The sequence below is a fragment of the Pseudomonas serbica genome (genome assembly GCF_028823535.1).
Taxonomy (GTDB): Bacteria; Pseudomonadota; Gammaproteobacteria; order Pseudomonadales; family Pseudomonadaceae; genus Aquipseudomonas; species Aquipseudomonas serbica.
The window spans coordinates 183,248-201,844 of the sequence record NZ_JAQIYM010000008.1 but is presented as its reverse complement, the minus strand read 5'-3'; the positions used below and the strand labels follow the sequence as shown (position 1 = coordinate 201,844).

Here is an 18,597-nt window from a genome sequence, read left to right as displayed (position 1 = left end):
GATGATGATCGCGCTTCCCAAGAGTGCGTCATCAAAGTTTAAGGGGTTGCGAAGTTGGCAACCCCATGGACCACGTCACCCGTCAATCAGGCGCTGTCTTCGCAGCGCTGGTTTCGTTTGGCTTCGGCACTTTGCGAACCTCAATCAACAACATCAGCACGAGAACAACATTGATTAGCGCGAGGCCACCGAGGACCATCATGGTCACCGTTGCACCGTAGCGCTCCTGCAAGTACCCCCCAGCCAAAGGTGTCAATGCTTGCGCAATCAATGTGAGACGAGCAATTCGGCCCAGTATGATCGGGTAGATACGTGTACCGAACAGCGCCAGGGGCAAGGTGCCGCGAACGATGGAACGAATGCCACTGCCAGCGCCGTAAAGCACGATGCCCAATGCTGCCATCGTGGGTGAAATGATCACGCACCCCAGACCAAGCGCGACGAGAACCGAAGAGGCTAATGCGCTCCAGATCGGGTGAGTTTGCCTGCCGATGAATATATCGATAGCGCGGGCACCCACTTGGCTGGGTCCGAGCAGTGCGGCAATACCCAGGGCTGCAGCGAGCGAGATGCCTTGCGCTTGTAACACGGCGATCAGTTGTACCGAAATCGCGGTCATGATCACGGAGGCCAGGATGAAGCCCGCCGTCATTAGCTTGAACATCCTTTCAAGCGCCACGTTCGATAGAGCTTGTTCGATGCGTGGGTGAGCCGTTGTTGTTTGTGTTGCGCAGACGTGTTTGGGAAACACACACAGGTAGATCGGCAGTACCAGCAGCGCAAGTCCGGTGCTGTACACCAAACAGGTTTCACGCCAGCCGAAGCGCTCGATGAGGATGGCAATCAGCGGCCAGACTATGGTGGTACAGAACCCTGAAATCAGCGTGATCCGGGTGATCGCGCTGCGAGCGTTTTCTCCATAGAGTTGGCCCAGAGCGGCAAACAAAGGGTCGTAGAGTCCGACAGCCATTCCGACACCGATCACCACCCAGGCGAGAACAAAACAGGGCAGGTTGGGTGCGCTGGCGAGCAAGACCAGGCCCAGCGCGATGATGAGGCCACTACTTGCGAGGATCAGTCGACCACCGGCCCTGGCGACCCCGCGGCCGACCATCGGCGCCAGCAGCCCTGAGATCAGAATCCCTAGCGAAAGTGAACCGTACACCCATTGCTGCGACCAGCCCGTGTCCTTGACCACCGGCCCTGCCAGCATCGCCATTAAAAAGAATGAACCGCCCCAGACCATAATCTGTGCGATGGCCAATAAAACGGAAACAGCGACTGTTGGTTTTGGGTGCGGGTCTGTCACTGACATACTCGAAGGGCATAAAAAGAGTGATCGGGCATTCGATGCCGCATTCTTGTCGCAAGGCGGGCTCGCTCGCTAGCCCGAAAAAGTGCGGATACCGTCCGTAAAAATGCACATCCTTTACCGTGTACTGGCTCGGTTTTCAACGCAGGACACCACGAACTCATCACCGCCTGGACGGCCGGGGATTACGAATTTTCGTACATCTACGGGAGTGCACGGTTCATTGAAGGGATCAGATAAGCAATTAAAAGCCATCACATATTGATTTGAGTATTGGTGGGGGATGTGGCGGTTGCTCCACGTCAGAACAGACGCGCCAAGCTGTAAAAAAAACAATATCAGTTATGCCACGAGTGCCGGATGGATTGCACCAGATCTGATCCGGTTTTTTATGCATGACCTGATTCTGTAATGAATATCAGTGCAAGCGCATATTGACCCCATCGAAGTTGCCCCGTGTGAGAGGGCAAACACTGATGAGGACCCGAGCATGTATCAATACGACGACTACGACCGTGCACTGGTGCTGGAGCGCGTAGAGCAATTTCGCGATCAGGTCGAACGCTATCAGGCGGGCGAGTTGAGCGAAGAAGAGTTTCTGCCGCTGCGTCTGCAGAACGGTCTGTATATGCAGAAGCATGCCTATATGCTGCGGGTCGCAATTCCCTACGGCACTCTGTCGGCGCGGCAGTTGCGCACCCTGGCGCGAATCGCTCGCGACTATGATCGCGGCTACGGGCATTTCACCACCCGGCAAAACCTGCAGTACAACTGGATCGAGCTGCATCAGGTACCCGAGATTCTGCAGCACCTGGCACAAGTGGACATGCATGCGATCCAGACCTCGGGAAATTGTGTGCGCAATATCACCACCGAAGCCTTTGCCGGCGTCGCGGCCGATGAACTGATGGATCCGCGACCTTTGGCCGAAATCCTGCGGCAGTGGTCAACGATCAACCCGGAGTTTCTGTACCTGCCGCGCAAGTTCAAGATTGCGATCTGTTCCGCAAAACAGGATCGTGCGGCGATCATGATGCACGACATCGGCCTGTACCTGTATGCCGACGAAGCAGGCCATATGCGCTTGCGGGTAATGGTCGGCGGTGGACTGGGACGAACTCCGATCTTGTCGCAGCAGATTCGGGAAGACCTGCCCTGGGAGCATTTGCTGTCTTATGTCGAAGCAGTACTGCGGGTCTACAACCGCCACGGACGACGAGACAACAAGTACAAGGCGCGCATCAAGATCCTGGTCAAGTCGCTGGGCATCGAAGCCTTTGCTGCTGAAGTCGAGCAGGAGTGGCAGCAGATCAAGGATGGCCCCGCGCAACTGACTGAAGTCGAATACCAGCGCGTCGCCCGTGCCTTTGTCGTCCCAGCGTATCAATCGCTGAGTCATACCGAACTGAGTTTTGGCAGTGATCTGATGGCTTTTCCTGACTTTGCACGCTGGGTATCGCGTAATACCCAGGCGCATAAAGTCCCCGGCTACGTGAGTGTCGTGCTGTCAACAAAACCCGGGGCGGACACACCACCTGGCGACTTGACAGCAGTGCAGATGGAGGCGGTGGCCGACTGGTCGGAGCTTTTCGGTTTCGGTGAGATACGTATCGCTCATGAACAGAACCTGATTTTACCGGACGTGCGCAAGAGCGATTTGCTCGCGTTGTGGATGCTGGCCAGAGAGCACGGGCTGGGGGTGGCCAATGCTGGCTTATTGACTGACATCATTGCCTGCCCCGGTGGCGATTTTTGTGCCCTGGCCAATGCTCGCTCGCTACCCATTACCGCTGCGATCCAGGCGCGTTTCAATGACCTGGACTTCCTGCATGACCTGGGTGATTTCAGCTTGAACATTTCCGGCTGCATGAATGCCTGTGGTCATCACCACATCGGCAATATAGGCATCCTTGGTGTCGATAAAAACGGCATGGAGTGGTACCAGATCACCCTGGGTGGTGCCGAGGGCAAAGCGGCGGCATTGGGCAAAGTGATCGGTCCGTCGTTCAGCGCCGAGCAAATACCGGATGTTATCGAGCGCATCGTCGACACCTTCGTCGACTATCGCGAAGTCGATGAAAACTTCATCGATACGTTCTCCCGCATCGGTATCGAGCCGTTCAAGGAGCGGGTTTACCCAAAGTACGCGGAGGCGGTGGCATGAACAACTTGCTGATGTTGTGCGAAGGCGGTGCTCGCCATGTTCTCGATGACCACTGGACCCTGATCCGTGACATCGAGGGCGAACTCCCGGCCGGCCCGCTGATCCTGCCACTGGCGCGGTGGCGCCAGAGACAGGAGAAGAGCACGCTACAGGCCATCAGTGTGGATGGCGTGTGGCTTGGCCCCGATGACGATTTGGAAAGCCTTGAATTGTGGCTGGATGTATTGCCGCTTATCGCCCTGGATTTCCCCAGCTTTCGCGACGGGCGCGGCTACAGCCAGGCCTATTTGCTGCGCACGAGGCTGGGCTGGGAGGGCGAGTTGCGCGCAATCGGCGATGTGCTGCGTGATCAGCTCAGCCACATGCGCCAGTGCGGATTCACCAGCTTTGCCGTGCGTGAAGACAAATCCTCTGAAGATGCCCTTAAAGGACTGGCTGGTATGAGCGTGCTGTATGGGGGTTCGGTGATTGAGCCGCGGCCGCTGTTTCGGCGCCGCTGAACCTTGCCGTATTCAGTTCGCGCGGACGTCGATGTTCGAGCAGGTCGTAGAGTATTGGGTTGTGCCCCCCCGCCAGGCTGGGAAACCCGATCAGGTCGACCGGCCCGGCGCCGTCCTTGGACGCCAGCAGTTCAGTGGGGCTCTGGAACAGTGGCAGCATCGTGACCCGAAATCCTGCTCCGACGAGAAGCGAGGCGATCAAGCGGAACCCGCGATCATGGCCATCCAGGCCCATCTTTCCGAGCATTACCTGTGGGGGTCGGCCATGATGCATCGTAAACAGTGAAGAAATCCGCGACATGTGCAGCGAGTTTCAATAGCGGAGTGTTTTGCAGAAAAGAAAAACCCCGAGCCCTTTCGGCGCATCGCGAAGAAAGGGCCCGGGGTTCAGCTACTGGCGATCAGAGGGGTTCGCTACAGTGCAACGCCTGCGATGCCTCCAGCGCGGCGATCTGCGCTTCGGAAAACGCAAAGTCGCGCAGCACCGAGCGAGAATGTTCACCGTTTTGCGGGGCTGGCGCATAGGGCGTTTGCGCAGCCTGCACGCTGTTGATGGGAAACCCCGGGACGCGCACGGCGCCATGTACAGGATGGTTGAGCTCAACCAGCATGCCATTGCTGGCGAGCTGCGGATGCTTCATCAGATCGCTGTAGTCTGCCACCTTGGAGCAGAGAATGTCCGCTTCATGCAACACCTGCAGCCAATGGGCTGTTGGCTTGCTCATGAACACGTCGGTCAGCGCTGCGCACATTTCGGCGCGGTGGATGACTCGTTGCGCGGAGCTGACGAAGCGTGGGTCGGCAATCCATTCTTCGTGGTTCAACACCGTGCACAATGTCGGCCAGCGGTTGCCGTTGTAAGCCGCAACCATCAGCCAGCCATCCTCGGTCTGGAAGGCTTCGTTGGGAGCCGAGTAGGGTGCGCCACTGCCGATGCGAGTCGGCAACTTACCATCGCTCAGGTAACTGGTGATGGACGACTGTTGCAGTGCCAGCGCCGAGTTCATCAGGTTGACATCCAGATGGCCGCCCAGCCCATCGTGCTGACGGGCGTGCAGCTTGGCCAATACAGCCATGCAGGCCATGTAGCCGGTGACTACGTCCACCACTGGCGCCTGCACTTTGCAGGGGGCCGAGCCTGGCGTTCCAATCAGGCTCATCAGTCCGGAATCTGCTTGTAGAATCCCGTCGACGCCCGCCCGGTCCGAATAGGGACCTTCCTGGCCGTAGGCTGAGATTGAGCAATAGATCAGGTCAGGCTTGAGCGCGGCCAGGGTTTCATAACCCAGGCCCAGCCGGGTCATCACACCTGGGCGCATGCTTTCGATCAGCACGTCGGCTTGCAGCACCAGGCGCTTGATGACCTCGATGCTGTCGGGGTGCTTGAGGTCCAGGCCAATGCATTGCTTACCGCGATTGAAAGCGTGGTAAAGCGCGCTGTCTGCACCCACCCAGGCGGGTCCCAGGGTACGCCCCAACTCTCCTTCGCGGGGTTCGACCTTGATCACACGAGCGCCCATGTCGGCCAGCAGCATGGTCGCCGTCGGGCCTGCGGCGATCTGGGTGAAATCGAGGACAGTGAGGCCCTCCAGTGCGTTACGTAACATGATTACCTCCGCGGATCGACGCCCGGGGTTTCTTGAAGGTCCCCTGTGCGGTGGCCAGAAGTACGCCGGTGTCGGACAGCAGCTCGGCTTCGGCGAAGTAGAGGCTCCTGCCGGCGCGGCGAACCCGACCCAATGCGCTAACGCTCCCCTCGAATGCCGGTTGCAGGTAGGCAATGTTCAGCATCGCGGTGAGTCCATGAATCTCTGCTTCGCCTTCGCCAGTGTGCAGGCCTGCATAGCCGCAAGCCGCGTCCATCAACGTGGCGATCATCCCACCGTGCAAGGCGCCCTGGCGGTTGAGATGTTGCTCGGAGATGTGCAGCTGGAATTCAGCCTCTCCTGGCACCCAGCGGACCAACGTGACGCCCAGCCCCTGAAGAAAGGGATTGTGCAATTGCATGATCGCTCCTCGGGCCATCTAGCGGCCCTTGTAGTGCGGTACACGTTTCTCGGCAAAGGCTTGACGCCCCTCGATACGATCTTCGGTATCGCGCAGTACCCCCCAATACAACTCTGTCAAACGCTGGGCATCGCGGTCGCTGAGGTGCGCTGTGCTGCGTGACAGGGTTTGCAGCGCCTGTATGGCCAGGGGCGCCTGCTGTGCAATACGTTCGGCGATCTCCATGGCGCGCGCCAGCAATGCCTCGTGGCTGTCCAGCCGCTCGGAGATCAGCCCGACACTCAGTGCCTGATGGGCATCGATGCGTTGCCCGGTCAAGGCCATCTGCATGGCAGGGGCCGCCGGTATCGCCCGCATCAGCCGGTGCAGACCACTGACTGCAGGGATAGAGCCCACGGCAGCCTCGGGCAGCCCGAAGGAGGCGCTGCTGCTGGAGATGCGCAGGTCGCATTGCAATGCCAGCTCCAATCCACCGCCCAGGCAGTGACCGTTGACAGCGGCAATCAGTGGCTTGTGCAGGTCAAGGTCGGTGAGGTCCATCAAGCGGATGTAAAGACCGGCATCGGCAGCAGGCTCATTGGCCAGGAACAGCGCCTGGGCATATGAGGCGGACGAAGAGCGGGTACTTTTAAGATCTGCACCGACGCAGAACGCCCGCTCGCCGGCACCGGTGATGACGGCGACACGCAGCGCATGGTTGTCGCGCACATGCACCAGGTGCTCACGAAGGGCCTGGAGCGCGTCCAGGTCCAGGGCATTCAAGGCCTGCGGGCGATCAAGGGTGATCAGCGCAATCGCCCCCTGTATTTGCATAGAAACTGACATGGCGCTCACCTCAGACACTGGCTGACGACAGACTGCGTCCGCCACAGACATACAAGGTTTGTCCGGTCACATAGGAACTGGCCGGGTCGAGGAAAAACTCCACGGCGCTGGCGATGTCCTCGGGGGTACCAATGCGTTTTACCGGCACGGTTTCCTTAAGTTTTGTCTGAACGTCAGGGGCGAAGCTCTGGAACAGCGGGGTATCGACAATGCCGGGCGCGATGGCGTTGACAGTGATGCCCTTGGCGGCGAACTCGATGGCCAGGCTGCGGGTCAGGCTCACCACGCCGCCCTTGGCCGCCGAGTAGTTGGCCTGGCCAAAACCGCCTAGCCAGGCCCTGGAAGACATGTTGACGATACGGCCGAAGCCTTTTTCCAGCATCAACGGCAGGGCGGCCTTGCAGCAGAGGAATTGAGCGCGCAGGTTGGTATCGACTACCAGGTCCCAGTCCTGCTCGGTCATGCTCAGGAAACGCTTGTCCCTGACCACACCGGCGTTATTGACCAGAAAGTCGAGCGACCCGTGGGCTTCGTGGATCCGTGCAAACGCCGCAGTGACAGCCTCACCTTCGGTCAAGTCCAGCGCAATGCCAGCGACCTTCAACCCTTGCCCCGTCAAGGCATCAACGCTACCGGCCAAGGCGGCTTCGTCGCGATCCAGCAGATAGACAAACACGCCCTGGCGCGCCAATCGCTCGGCGATTGCCAAGCCGATGCCGCGAGCGGCGCCGGTGATGGCGGCGACCTGTGTGGCAGTGAAGTTTCGTGTGCTCATCTCAAACTCCCAGAATGTGGACGGCAGAGGCAGCGTGATCGACGCCGGCGATGCCTCCACCGGTGCATTGAGCCAGGCCCAGCTTCGGTGTACCGGCCTGGCGGCTGCCGGCACGCCCTTGCAATTGCCAGGTCAGCTCGACCATTTGTGCGACGCCAGTGGCGCCTAGTGGATGGCCCTTGGCAAGCAGACCGCCACTGGGGTTGACTGGTACGCGGCCGCCAAGGGCGGTGGCACCGGAGTGCAACAACGACACGGCTTCGCCCGGTGCCGCCAGGCCGAGGGCTTCGTAATAGAGCAATTCGGCGATAGTGAAGGCGTCATGCAGTTCGACCACGCCGATATCAGCGGGCGCCACACCGGCTTGCTCATAGGCCATGCGTGCCGCCCGCGCGGTGATTTCGGCATCGAGAATGTCGTCATCACCGGTTTCGCGCATGCCCGAGACAACGATCGACCCCAGCACCTTGACGGCTTTGGCCTGTGGTCCCGGCTGCGTTCCGAGCACCATTGCGGCAGCGCCATCGACTTGCGACGGGCAGCACTGCAACAGGGTCAGCGGGTCGGCGATCATCCGCGAACTCAGCACCTGTTCCAGGGTGACTTCGGTACGCTGCTGCGCATATTCATTGAGCGAACCATGGTGGCGGTTTTTCACGGCGATAGCCGCGAGGTCGGCTGGTTTGGCATCGCGCTCATGGATAAAACGGGTGGCACGCATGGCGTACACCGCAGGCAGGACCATACCGGCGGTGGCGTACAGGTCGGTCATGCGATCGTTGCGCTGCATGGGGATGGTGCCGCCGCCCAGCGCGGTCAATTGCTCGATGCCAAACACCAGTACCCGCTCGTATTGCCCGGCCAGAAGTGCATGCCGAGCCAGGTGGACCGCCGTGGCGCCGCTGGCGCAGGCGTTTTCGATGTTGTAGACCGGAATGCCCTTGAGGCCCAGGTCACGCAAGATCACCTGGCCGAGAATCATTCCGCCCAACACATTGGCGCAATAAACCGCCTGGATGTCGGCCAGGGCAATGCCGGCGTCGGCCACCGCGTCAAGAATCGCTCGCTGGGCAAGCTCCGGTGCCATCACACCAACGTGGCGGCCAAATGGCGTCATCGCCGCGCCCATTACATGCATCTGGGTCATGGACGTACCTCCAGGGATTCGAATACGTAGCCAAAAGTCTCGTCGGCAATCACACGGCATTTTTCGCCAATGAACGGACGGCCGCTGCTGCCATTGAGGCGGCCGAACAGGCGGACCGGACCGGGTAGGTCGACGTAGGCCAGAACGAAGGGGGTCAAGCCGCTCTTGGGGCTGGGGTGCATGATGGTGAAGCTATACACGCGGCCTTCCACGCTCAGGGTGGTGTCCTGGAACTGATCGGCCAGGGGCGATTCTGCAGGTACCGCGGGAAAGAAGATTTCGTCAGTGCCCAGATGTCGTGAGGCAGCAAGAGCGGGCGGTGTGGTGGATGCCCAGATGGGTGACGGACTGTTCATGTGACCTCCTGTTTTTATCGACGCTCGATAGCGAACGTCTGGAGGTATGTTCGGATACGCCTCAATGGGCGACAAACGATATAAAAACGCGGTTGAATTGAGAAAAAATCAAACCAGGAGCGGTAGAGGGGCGCGTTGAGAGACGCCCACGCAGGCGGCCTTACCGGCCCGCCTGGTATATTTTACGCCTTGAAACCCGTCAGCGAAGACAGCTTTCCTTCATCCAGAAAAGGAGGAGGGTGAGGCTATGACGAGGTACGCCCCCCGATGGTGGCGCCGGCCATTTTTTCGAGCACTTTGACTACATGGGTCATGTCGCGGGCCGGGTCACCTTCGCTCATGGCCTGATCGAAGAACTGCTTGACCACTGCGCAGGTGAAGGCCGATGTGCCGACGTTTTCCGCCTCGGCGAGGAACAGCCGTATATCCTTGCGCATCAGGTCCAGGCGAAAGCCGAAATCGAATTCGCGCTGCATCACGGTACCGGCCAGTATCTGTTCACTGCTGAAACTGCGGGCGGTACTTGCGTTGAGCATTTCCAGCATCTGCCCTGGTTCTAGCCCGGACTTGATACCGAATAGCAGTGCTTCGCTGGTGGCCACCAGAGTGGCTCCAACGATCATGTTGTTGACCAGCTTCAAGGTCTGGCCCAGGCCTGGCGTTGTGCCGATATGTTCGACTTTTTTGCCGAAACAGGCGAACACCGGCTCGCACTGTTGGAAAGCGGTCTGGTCACCCCCGACCATCACCGACAGGGTCCCATTGACTGCGCCTGTCACGCCACCGGCCAAGGGCGCGTCCAATGCCTGGATACCGCGTTTACGCAACGCCTGCTCCACGCGCCTGGCCATACTCGGACCGGTGGTGGAGTGGTCCACCAGGATTTTCACCAGTTCACCGTGGATGACCCCGTTGTCGCCCAGCACCACGTGCTCGACGATATCCGGGGTCGGCACGCAAATCAGTACGATCTGGGCGTGATCGGCGACTTCGCGGGGGCTGGCGTGGTTGCGCGCTCCGCGTGCGAGCAAGGGTGCCAATACTTGCGGGTTGGGATCGAAGAGGCTCAGGCCATAGCCGTTGTCCAGCAGGTGGTGGGCCATTTTCTGACCCATTGCGCCTAACCCGATAAAACCGATGGTTTCGTTCGATGCAGAGTCGCAATGCTTAGGAAAATTGCTCATGGCGTGTCGACCTTATTATTGGGAAGACACCATACTAGGTGCGCGGATTTCCCTGCGACAAAGGAGTTATTGGCCTGTTTTGGTTGAAAAAAACTCAAGCGCCTTCGCGGGTCAAACGTGCCTGTTCGAGGATCCACTCGCGAAAAACCCGCGTGTCATCGCTTTCTTCGCGGTGTTTTGGCGTGAGCAGATAATAGGTGTACACGCCCATGTCGACAATTTGCTCGAAAGGCCTGATCAGGGTGCCGTCCCGCAGCTCTTTCTCAACCAGGAACAACTGCGCCATGGCAATTCCCTGGCCACCGGCGGCAGCGGCATAGACCATCGAAGAACTCTGATATGACATGCCAGCAAGCGCATCGACGTCTCGGCTAACACCGCATGCCTCCAGCCAGTAGCGCCAGTCCTCGGGTCTGGCGATCGAGTGCAGCATGGTGTACTGCGCGATGTCGGCGGGTGTGTTCAGGCCCGGCCCGTGTTGCAAAAGCGAAGGGCTGCAGACAGGTGCAAGGCGGTTGTCGCTCAACACGTAACAATTGCAATTAGGCCATTCGCCGGAACCAAGACGGATCGCGGCATCGATGTCTTCCTTGTAAAAGTCGACCGGCTCGAGCGATGCAGTCAACAACACTTCGATCTTGGGATGTTCGGCGTGAAAGCTGGCCAGCCTGGGTATCAACCATTGCATGGCAAACGTGGTGTAGGCACGCACCTTGATTTGCCGACGCAAGGGCGGCGACATGAGTTTCTTCGTGGCACCGCGCAAGTCTTCGATCATCCTGGCCACCGCACGGAAATATTGTTCGCCGGAGGGGGTCAAGGTGATTTGCCGGTGCCCCCGGACAAACAGGTCGAGTCCTAGAAATTCCTCGAGCGCGCGGATCTGTCGACTGACCGCACCCGGCGTGACATTCAACTCATCGGCGGCATGGGTGATGCTCAAATGACGCGCTACGGACTCAAACGCGCGGATGGCATTCAGTGGCGGCAGTCGGTCCATGGAAGTCATCTCTTGTTGTTGGAAGTTACTGTATTGGAAAAAACGAGGACGCGGAGTGTATTTAATTGCCCGACGCATCCCAACAATAAAGTGAACGTTTGATAAAAGCTCAAGGCAGGCGCCCGTTTTAATCGATTGTCGTCCGGGGGCTGCGATTTCTACGATCGGCGCGCACGCGCCATCTGGTCGTGTTGCGGCTTCCGACAACAATAAGAGATCCATTTATGAAGATCGCTAAAACGCGCCATCGCAAGCATTTTCACCGAGCCTCAGGACTGGCATTGTGCGGCGCAGTCAGCACTGTGCATTCTCCGGCTTATGCGGACTTCATCACCGACAGCAAAGCCAGCATGGATTTACGCAACTACTACTTCAATCGCGACTTTCGCCAATCAAGTGCGGCGCAAAGCAAGGCAGAAGAGTGGGCTCAAGGTTTTGTCCTGCGTTATGAATCCGGCTTTACGCCCGGAGCGATCGGCGTTGGCCTGGATGCATTGGGCATGCTCGGCATCAAGTTGGACTCGGGCCCATCACGGACCGGCACGGGTCTGCTCGTTACCGACCGCGATGGTCACGCTCAGGATGAATACAGCAAGCTGGGGCTGACTGCCAAGGTACGCTTGGCGCAAAGCACGCTGAAAGCCGGCACCCTGATGCCCAAACTGCCTGTGGCGATGTACAACGACACGCGCTTGTTGCCGCAGACGTTTCGTGGTGCCTGGCTCAACAGTGCCGACCTGAGCAATACGACCGTCGATCTCGGGCGATTCGACCGTATCAACCTGCGCAACTCAAGCGACAATGAGCCCATGACGGTGTTCAACGGCGCTGCACGCAATATCCGGCCAGGCCGGAAGACAAGTAGTGAGCGCTTCGATTTCGCAGGGGTAACCTATCGCTGGACGCCGGCATTGAGTGCGGCCTACCACTACGGCGTTCTGGACGGCATCTACCAGCAGCATTACCTGACGTTAAACCACAAGCTGGCGCTTACCGAGCGACAATCGCTCACGTCCGATATCCGCTGGGCGCGTAGCCTCGATGAGGGCGGCAGCAACGTCGAAAACTCCGCACTTGGCGCGATGTTCACCTACAGCGCGATCGGACATTCAGTAGGACTGGGGTATCAACGTATGAGCGGCGCTACCGGCTTCGCCAACCTCAATGGCACCGATGCTTATCTGATCAACCTGGTGCAAATCAATGATTTCGGCAATCAGGATGAGCGTTCCTGGCAGCTGCGCTACGACTACAACTTCACAGCACTTGGCATTCCTGGCCTGACCTTCATGACCCGCTATCTGTCGGGCGACGAGGTGAGTGTGCGCAACCGGGCTCAGGCTGGAAAAGAGTGGGAACGGGACACAGAACTGGCGTACGTCATTCAGAGTGGTGCGTTGAAAAACCTTGCCGTGAAATGGAAGAACGCCAGCACACGCAGCAACTTTGCCAGCGATATCGACGAGAACAGGTTGATTCTCAGCTACTCCCTGCCCATCTGGTAAACAAGTTAACGAAAAGGGCACAGCCAATGGCTGTGCCCTTTGTTTTTTTGTGTGGAATGGACTTAAAGGCGAATGATCACAGATTTGAGCTGGGTATAGTGGGAGAGGGCGTCGATGCCTTGCTCGCGACCGTAGCCACTTTGCTTGAAGCCACCGCAAGGCGTCTGGACGAAACCGCCGCTGTACTCGTTGACGACAATTCGGCCTGCCTCCAGCTGCGCCGCAACCCGATGCACCCGGCCGATGTCACGGCTCCAGATGCCGGCACCGAGGCCGAATTCGCTGTCGTTGGCGATCCGCAACGCATCGGCTTCATCCTTGAAGGGAATGACGCAAACGATAGGCCCAAAAATCTCCTCGCGCGCCAGGGTCATATTGTTGGTTACACCGGTGTAGACCGTCGGCTCGATATACCAGCCGTTTTCATAGCCCGCTCGCGTGGCCACCTTACCGCCGATTGCCGGCTTCAGCCCCTCGCGCTCGGCGATGGCGAAGTAGCTCTGGATCTTCTCGAACTGCGCGTGAGTGGTAATCGGCCCGGACGTCGAGTCATCCTCCGGGCCGACCCGTAGGGCACTTACTTCGGCAATCAGCTTGTCGACAAAGCGGTCATGGATGTTCTCCTGAACCAGCAACCGTGTGCCTGCCGCGCACCATTGGCCGCTGTTCCAGGTAAATGCCTTGGTCGAGCCTTTGGCGGCCGCATCGAGGTCGGCATCGTCGAACACGATATTGGCGGACTTGCCGCCCAGTTCAAGGGTTAGCGGCAGGATGCGTTCGGCGGCGATGTGTCCCAATTCCTGGCCAGCGCGCAGGCCGCCGGTAAAGGAGATCTTGCGGATGTGTGGGTTATGCGCCATGGCGGGGCCGATCACGCTGCCTTTACCCACGATGACATTGAACACGCCGGCAGGCACTCCGGCTTGCACGGCAATGCGCGCCAGTTCCACCAGCGAGGCAGAGGTGTGTTCGGAGGGTTTGGCCACCACGGTATTGCCGGTAGCGAGGGCGGGCGCGATAGCGCGCGCAGCCTGGTGGAGCGGGGCGTTCCAAGGCAGGATGACGCCAATCACGCCAAAGGGATCACGGCGAGTATAAATGTGATAGTCGGGGCCTTGGTTGATCACGTCCCCGTCCATGACGTTGACGATGCCACCATAAAACTCGAAGTACTGGGCAGTCAGGTCCATCAGCGCCGCCATCTCACTGCCGGGTTTACCAGTATCGGCCTTTTCCAGTGCGCCCAGCGTATTTTCGCTTTGACGGATGATGCGCCCGAATTCATTGAGGATGCGCCCACGTTCGGCGGGGCGCATGTCGCGCCAGCCTTGCAGCGCCGAGGCTGCCGACTCGATTGCCAGCGCCACATCCTTCGGCCCGCTGCTGGCGACTTCACTGATCTTGGCTCCGGTGCGCGGATCGATCTTGTCGACATACTGCCCGTCAGCCGGCGCCAGGGAACGGCCGTCGACGAAGCTGTTAACTTTTACAAACATTGTGTGTCTCCTCTGAAACTGCAGTGAGGGCGTCTTTACTGTTTAAAACTCCATTACGAATACCTATTACATCCAGAGGCCGCTTATTGCTCAACTGACTTTTGTGACGTTGGCGATTGAGCAAATGTCAATCGACTTCAAACAGTCTGGAATATTCAATAGACGCCTATGCATTGAGAATTAGTCAACGATACAGGGCGTAAATCTCGATTCACTTGGAGAGGTGTAAATAGCAGTATTAACCCGTAACAAGGCCGCGACTAAAGGTCAATAATAATAGCGCCCACGGGAGCCATAGAAATGAATAACGACGATAGTTTAATGAGTGCACTGACGCAGCCAGCATCAGGTGCCACTGGGAATGCTAAAGGCCGACAACTGACCTATGGCGAAAAAAAGGCCATTGTCGCCGCAACGCTTGGCACCATCGTCGAATACACCGACTGGGTTATTTACGCCACGTTTTCTTCCATCCTTGCCCGCCAGTTCTTCCCGGCCGGGGACGGTCTTACCAGCTTGCTGTCGGTGTTGGCGATCTTTGCCGTCGGCTTCATCATGCGGCCTATCGGTGGTGCGGTTCTCGGCCAGGTAGCCGATCGCTACGGTCGCAAGAAAGGTTTGACGCTTTCTATCCTGCTGATGTCGCTGGCCTCGCTGGTCATCGGCCTTTGCCCCAACTACGACAGCATTGGAATTGCCGCACCGATCATTCTGGTCTTCGCGCGCCTGGTCCAGGGGTTTTCCGCTGGTGGTGAATTCGGTTCCGCTTCGGCGTTCCTGATCGAGTCGGCACCTGCACACCGCCGCGCATTCGCCGGCTCCTGGCAATGGTTTGCGATCAATGCCGGGACAATGGTTTCGTTCCTGCTGGGCTTTGGTCTGGCATCGCTGGGCAGTGACACTGCGTTGAACGACTGGGGTTGGCGCGTTGCCTTTATCATTGCCGCCCTGATGGGAGTGATCGCGCTGTGGATCCGTCTGTCGGTGCGCGAGACTGAAATCTTCAAGGCGCGCGCCGCGAGCAACGTCAAGAAACAGCCTCTGCGTGATCTGTTTTTCAGCCACAGAAAAGATGCGATGCGGGTGATCGGCATCGCCATGGCTGGTAATTTGCTGAACTATGTATGGATGGTGAGCTATCCCTCGCAAGTCCACCTGATCACCGGTATGTCGATCCGTGACACATTGCTTGCAGGCGTGATCTCGGTGGGGGTGTCACTGGTGCTGCTGCCCTTTGTCGGGAAACTTGCCGACCGTGTCGGTCGTCGGCCGGTACTGATTGCATTCGCCATCGCATCGGTGTTGTGGGCGTGGCCAAGCTTCGGTCTTTTGCATGCAGGCATCAGCCTGACGGAAGTGACCATCCTGCAAACCATCTCCATGGTCATCATGACAGGCTTCGGCGCAGCCTCTGCAGTAACCATGGCGGAACAATTTCCAGCTGAAGTTCGCGTGACCGGTATCGCTTTGCCGTATGCGTTGTCTGTGACGTTGTTTGGTGGAACCGCGCCATATCTCATGGCCGCGATGGCCGGTTGGGGCTATGGACACCTGTTCTGGATTTACCTGGCGGTGATCAGTGCCATAAGTGCAGTTGTCTATCTGCGCATGCCAGAAACCAAGGGACTGCCGCTGCGCTGATTATTTAGTGTTGCATAGGTTTGAACCAAACGCCCGATGCACCGCATCGGGTGTTTGGTATTTCAGTGATGGATATGGAGGGTGAGGGCGGTTTTGGATGTTGCACAATGTTTTAATGCGATTAGAACCAGTCCAAACTTAACTCAACTAAATAGACGTTTAATTGAGTTATAAGATTTATCTATATAAAGGGGCAGGGCAACGGGCCAATTCTAACCGAAAACGGCGAGCCAGATCGTGTGCCCACCACAATCGGGATCTTCCGTTATTTGCTCAACGACGCTAAAACCGTGGGCGTTGAGCAGCGCAACATACTCATCGTGGTCCAGGCTGGCGTGATAAAGCGTTTCACCCTCGAAGCGGCCCAACGCAATGCCATGGGCCGTCCCGCTGGTAAACATCAGTGCGGCACCCGGTTGGGCATGAACCTGGAAAATCGGGAACATTCGACGCTGATCCTCAGGCGTCAGGTGAAAGAAACTGTCCCACGCCAGAATGCCTGCGTAACGCTGATCAAGCGCCAACTGGCGCATGTCGGCAACATGCCAACCGTGCTGCGGGAAACGCTGATGACACAAGCTGATCATCGCCATGGACGAATCAATGCCACACACGACGTGTCCTGCATTAATCAAGTAAGCCGCCATGGGTTCGGCACAGCCACAGCCGATGTCGAGGACAGGCCCAGCCGCAACTGGCATGGCCTGACGAAAACGATCGAGCCAGGATTGCTCGACGAGACGCCGCGAACGAACACGGTCCCATGTTTGAGCGTGACGTTCGTAAAGATCAATGATCTGATGAGCTGCTTCATGCATGAGGGGAAAATCCAGGGGGATGCTTGGTCGAGAGACGTCGCTGGGGTTTGAATGTACTTGGGAGATGGCCTTTGTGGAATACCTATAGGTACGCATAATGTATATTATGTTAAATCAGGTGTTATGTCAGATATGTTCATGAGCAGCTTCAAGCACTGATTAAACAAAGACGCATCTGGCGTCCAATCTCTCAACGGGCCGTGTCCTTCGTGTTCATGGCGCGTCATTGAATGAGGTGGCTGCCAATGAAGCTGATTCAGTGTCGTTTCTCGTCCGGTCAGCGCGTGCCACTGCTTGTGCAGGATGGTCTAGCGGCGCCATTGCCCAAGCTAGTCCCATTCATCTACATCATCAATGCTCGGCCGGACCGCAGTCGATACCGCAGTCGATACCGCAGCCTGACAGATATGCAACTCCAGATCATTCACACACTGATTCGCCCGGGCGCTGCGGAGAATCCGTTTCCGGAACGATTGCAGTTGCGCAATTGGCTAATGATTGAATTGCTGCTGGAGACCGGTATCCGTCGCGGAGAGCTTCTGAAGCTCTACACCACGGGTATCAACCAGGGTTCCCAGCATGCCTATGTCAGCATCAATGACCGCGAACATGACCCAGGCGACCCGCGCGCTGAAGCGCCTGCGTTGAAAACACACGGGCGGACGGTAGGTATCTCTGCGCAGTTGTATGAGGTCTACGAGCGCTATATCCAGAGCGAACGGCGCCCCATACGTAACGGAAGACCAATGAAATTGCTGTACCGCTATTTGTTCATCTCTGACCGAGGTCGCCCGCTGTTGATCCGCGCGTTGTCTAACGTCCTTGATCGGCTGTTTCTGACCATTGAACTGGCTCATCCGGGGTTGTTGCCTACACTTTCTGCGCATGACTTTCGCCACACCTTCGCCGACCGTTTCTTGGCTTACCTGGTCGAGACGCGTGGGCATAACCTGGAGCGCGCCACGGACGAACTCCGACGAGTCTGCGGCTGGTCTGATACATCGGCGATGCCACGCCGTTATGCAAGTCGTTATCTAGCCGAGTCGGCCAACCGCCATAACGTCGAGCGCGCCTCGGCAGCCTGGAGCCGACTTGACAGTTAAGGAGGTTCGCCGTGACCAGATCAGCCGATCAAGAACAGGCTTCACCCTCCTCCTCTTTTCCGGCCTACGTGTTCGAGGGCCCGGCTCAGGTTGCGATTCGAACTCGCACTAATGACCAGCCAAGGTACGTCGATACTTGATTGAGCGTCTGGACGTGGTACGACGACGGCATGGCAATGAATATTGATTGGTCTGGCCTAAAGCTGAATTCAGAGTTTATCGAAATAGCCAAAGCATTTTTTGTCCATATGTTAGAGAAATACTCCCCTTCGACTGCATATAGGGCCGCGAGAATGCTCCATCGGGTTTCGGAAAGTGATACTTCCTTGAAATCCCCTTGGGCAGCCGATGTAATTATTAGCGCATTCAACAGTTGGAACTGCTCTAGAGAGTACGTAGTCGTCTTTCGCACGCTTTACGCTGGGCAATGGATAGAGGAACCACCGGATTCAGCAACGACATTTATCTAAAGATCAAGGATTTCAAAAGAACGCTCAGCCCCCTACTCTCGAATTTTTATGTCTCAGTCCGGCTTGGAACTCGATGAGGAAATTCGCTTGCTCAAGCGTATAGAGCGGAAGTCGACAATGACGCCGTTGAATCTGTCCCGTTTGAATTCCACGGTTCACCTTTGGGTTGGTCGATCTGCCGAGATTGTAGTGAGGTGGGCGTTGCTTTGCGAATGATGGATGCCAGATGGACGCACCTCTCCTTGTGGTATTACCGAGCTTCCATTACTGCTGCGTAATCGTCTGGGCAGTACA

The 18,597-nt window shown here is 57.7% G+C and carries 17 protein-coding genes; 5 read left to right on the top strand and 12 right to left on the bottom strand.

Going from position 1 to position 18,597, the window contains the following annotated elements; genetic code table 11:
• Positions 1 to 82 precede the first annotated feature (82 nt).
• On the bottom strand, positions 83 to 1,258 hold the full coding sequence (locus NQL71_RS14985) for an MFS transporter (protein ID WP_343228879.1): 1,176 nt from the start codon (positions 1,256 to 1,258) through the stop codon (positions 83 to 85).
• A 544-nt stretch (positions 1,259 to 1,802) separates the two neighbouring features.
• Between NQL71_RS14985 and nirA the strand changes: the two genes are divergently transcribed.
• On the top strand, positions 1,803 to 3,476 hold the full coding sequence (gene nirA, locus NQL71_RS14980) for a nitrite reductase NirA (RefSeq protein ID WP_274642909.1): 1,674 nt from the start codon (positions 1,803 to 1,805) through the stop codon (positions 3,474 to 3,476).
• Positions 3,473 to 3,976, top strand: a complete 504-nt coding sequence (locus NQL71_RS14975) for a DUF934 domain-containing protein (protein ID WP_274642908.1) — start codon at positions 3,473 to 3,475, stop codon at positions 3,974 to 3,976. Before nirA ends, NQL71_RS14975 begins: the two co-directional genes overlap by 4 nt.
• On the opposite strand, the gene NQL71_RS36675 is transcribed toward NQL71_RS14975, so the two are convergent.
• The 9 genes from NQL71_RS36675 to gcvA all read right to left on the bottom strand — a co-directional run bounded on the left by NQL71_RS36675 (position 3,900) and on the right by gcvA (position 11,270).
• A complete protein-coding gene (locus tag NQL71_RS36675; RefSeq protein WP_343228878.1) occupies positions 3,900 to 4,211 on the bottom strand; it encodes a hypothetical protein in 312 nt (103 codons plus the stop codon). The genes NQL71_RS14975 and NQL71_RS36675 overlap by 77 nt on opposite strands.
• A gap of 166 nt (positions 4,212 to 4,377) precedes the next feature.
• Positions 4,378 to 5,583, bottom strand: a complete 1,206-nt coding sequence (locus NQL71_RS14965) for a CaiB/BaiF CoA transferase family protein (protein WP_274642906.1) — start codon at positions 5,581 to 5,583, stop codon at positions 4,378 to 4,380.
• Positions 5,573 to 5,983, bottom strand: a complete 411-nt coding sequence (locus NQL71_RS14960) for a PaaI family thioesterase (RefSeq protein ID WP_007980444.1) — start codon at positions 5,981 to 5,983, stop codon at positions 5,573 to 5,575. Before NQL71_RS14960 ends, NQL71_RS14965 begins: the two co-directional genes overlap by 11 nt.
• An 18-nt stretch (positions 5,984 to 6,001) precedes the next feature.
• Positions 6,002 to 6,808 carry an enoyl-CoA hydratase/isomerase family protein gene (locus tag NQL71_RS14955; protein ID WP_274642905.1) on the bottom strand — a complete coding sequence of 269 codons (807 nt, stop codon included), beginning with the start codon at positions 6,806 to 6,808 and terminating at the stop codon, positions 6,002 to 6,004.
• Positions 6,809 to 6,818: 10 nt separating this feature from the next.
• On the bottom strand, positions 6,819 to 7,583 hold the full coding sequence (locus tag NQL71_RS14950; protein WP_077183512.1) for an SDR family NAD(P)-dependent oxidoreductase: 765 nt from the start codon (positions 7,581 to 7,583) through the stop codon (positions 6,819 to 6,821).
• A 1-nt stretch (position 7,584) separates the two neighbouring features.
• Positions 7,585 to 8,730, bottom strand: a complete 1,146-nt coding sequence (locus NQL71_RS14945) for a thiolase family protein (protein WP_077183510.1) — start codon at positions 8,728 to 8,730, stop codon at positions 7,585 to 7,587.
• Positions 8,727 to 9,086 (bottom strand): Zn-ribbon domain-containing OB-fold protein, encoded by a 360-nt coding sequence (locus NQL71_RS14940; RefSeq protein ID WP_077183508.1) that lies wholly within the window; start codon positions 9,084 to 9,086, stop codon positions 8,727 to 8,729. Before NQL71_RS14940 ends, NQL71_RS14945 begins: the two co-directional genes overlap by 4 nt.
• Before the next feature lie 245 nt (positions 9,087 to 9,331).
• On the bottom strand, positions 9,332 to 10,270 hold the full coding sequence (locus tag NQL71_RS14935) for an NAD(P)-dependent oxidoreductase (protein ID WP_274642904.1): 939 nt from the start codon (positions 10,268 to 10,270) through the stop codon (positions 9,332 to 9,334).
• 94 nt (positions 10,271 to 10,364) lie between these two features.
• Positions 10,365 to 11,270: a transcriptional regulator GcvA gene (gcvA, locus tag NQL71_RS14930; RefSeq protein ID WP_077183504.1), complete on the bottom strand. Its 906-nt coding sequence runs from the start codon at positions 11,268 to 11,270 to the stop codon at positions 10,365 to 10,367.
• 224 nt (positions 11,271 to 11,494) lie between these two features.
• On the opposite strand from gcvA, the gene NQL71_RS14925 reads away from it, so the two are divergent.
• Positions 11,495 to 12,775: an OprD family porin gene (locus NQL71_RS14925; protein ID WP_274642903.1), complete on the top strand. Its 1,281-nt coding sequence runs from the start codon at positions 11,495 to 11,497 to the stop codon at positions 12,773 to 12,775.
• Between the two features lie 62 nt (positions 12,776 to 12,837).
• Here NQL71_RS14925 and NQL71_RS14920 read toward each other — a convergent pair whose 3' ends face one another.
• On the bottom strand, positions 12,838 to 14,271 hold the full coding sequence (locus NQL71_RS14920; RefSeq protein ID WP_274642902.1) for an aldehyde dehydrogenase family protein: 1,434 nt from the start codon (positions 14,269 to 14,271) through the stop codon (positions 12,838 to 12,840).
• 300 nt (positions 14,272 to 14,571) lie between these two features.
• Between NQL71_RS14920 and NQL71_RS14915 the strand changes: the two genes are divergently transcribed.
• On the top strand, positions 14,572 to 15,912 hold the full coding sequence (locus NQL71_RS14915) for an MFS transporter (protein WP_082240472.1): 1,341 nt from the start codon (positions 14,572 to 14,574) through the stop codon (positions 15,910 to 15,912).
• Positions 15,913 to 16,124: 212 nt separating this feature from the next.
• On the opposite strand, the gene NQL71_RS14910 is transcribed toward NQL71_RS14915, so the two are convergent.
• Positions 16,125 to 16,730, bottom strand: a complete 606-nt coding sequence (locus NQL71_RS14910) for a class I SAM-dependent DNA methyltransferase (RefSeq protein WP_274642901.1) — start codon at positions 16,728 to 16,730, stop codon at positions 16,125 to 16,127.
• A 245-nt stretch (positions 16,731 to 16,975) separates the two neighbouring features.
• On the opposite strand from NQL71_RS14910, the gene NQL71_RS14905 reads away from it, so the two are divergent.
• A complete protein-coding gene (locus NQL71_RS14905; RefSeq protein WP_274642900.1) occupies positions 16,976 to 17,833 on the top strand; it encodes a site-specific integrase in 858 nt (285 codons plus the stop codon).
• Positions 17,834 to 18,597 lie beyond the last annotated feature (764 nt).

What these genes read in the sequence shown, in the direction of transcription:
- nirA (WP_274642909.1), top strand. Translation starts at nt 1,803, where the DNA reads ATGTATCAATACGACGACTACGACCGTGCACTGGTGCTGGAGCGCGTA.
- NQL71_RS14975 (WP_274642908.1), top strand. Translation starts at nt 3,473, where the DNA reads ATGAACAACTTGCTGATGTTGTGCGAAGGCGGTGCTCGCCATGTTCTC.
- NQL71_RS36675 (WP_343228878.1), bottom strand. Translation starts at nt 4,211, where the DNA reads ATGGGCCTGGATGGCCATGATCGCGGGTTCCGCTTGATCGCCTCGCTT.
- NQL71_RS14965 (WP_274642906.1), bottom strand. Translation starts at nt 5,583, where the DNA reads ATGTTACGTAACGCACTGGAGGGCCTCACTGTCCTCGATTTCACCCAG.
- NQL71_RS14960 (WP_007980444.1), bottom strand. Translation starts at nt 5,983, where the DNA reads ATGCAATTGCACAATCCCTTTCTTCAGGGGCTGGGCGTCACGTTGGTC.
- NQL71_RS14955 (WP_274642905.1), bottom strand. Translation starts at nt 6,808, where the DNA reads ATGTCAGTTTCTATGCAAATACAGGGGGCGATTGCGCTGATCACCCTT.
- NQL71_RS14950 (WP_077183512.1), bottom strand. Translation starts at nt 7,583, where the DNA reads ATGAGCACACGAAACTTCACTGCCACACAGGTCGCCGCCATCACCGGC.
- NQL71_RS14945 (WP_077183510.1), bottom strand. Translation starts at nt 8,730, where the DNA reads ATGACCCAGATGCATGTAATGGGCGCGGCGATGACGCCATTTGGCCGC.
- NQL71_RS14940 (WP_077183508.1), bottom strand. Translation starts at nt 9,086, where the DNA reads ATGAACAGTCCGTCACCCATCTGGGCATCCACCACACCGCCCGCTCTT.
- NQL71_RS14935 (WP_274642904.1), bottom strand. Translation starts at nt 10,270, where the DNA reads ATGAGCAATTTTCCTAAGCATTGCGACTCTGCATCGAACGAAACCATC.
- gcvA (WP_077183504.1), bottom strand. Translation starts at nt 11,270, where the DNA reads ATGGACCGACTGCCGCCACTGAATGCCATCCGCGCGTTTGAGTCCGTA.
- NQL71_RS14925 (WP_274642903.1), top strand. Translation starts at nt 11,495, where the DNA reads ATGAAGATCGCTAAAACGCGCCATCGCAAGCATTTTCACCGAGCCTCA.
- NQL71_RS14920 (WP_274642902.1), bottom strand. Translation starts at nt 14,271, where the DNA reads ATGTTTGTAAAAGTTAACAGCTTCGTCGACGGCCGTTCCCTGGCGCCG.
- NQL71_RS14915 (WP_082240472.1), top strand. Translation starts at nt 14,572, where the DNA reads ATGAATAACGACGATAGTTTAATGAGTGCACTGACGCAGCCAGCATCA.
- NQL71_RS14910 (WP_274642901.1), bottom strand. Translation starts at nt 16,730, where the DNA reads ATGCATGAAGCAGCTCATCAGATCATTGATCTTTACGAACGTCACGCT.
- NQL71_RS14905 (WP_274642900.1), top strand. Translation starts at nt 16,976, where the DNA reads ATGAAGCTGATTCAGTGTCGTTTCTCGTCCGGTCAGCGCGTGCCACTG.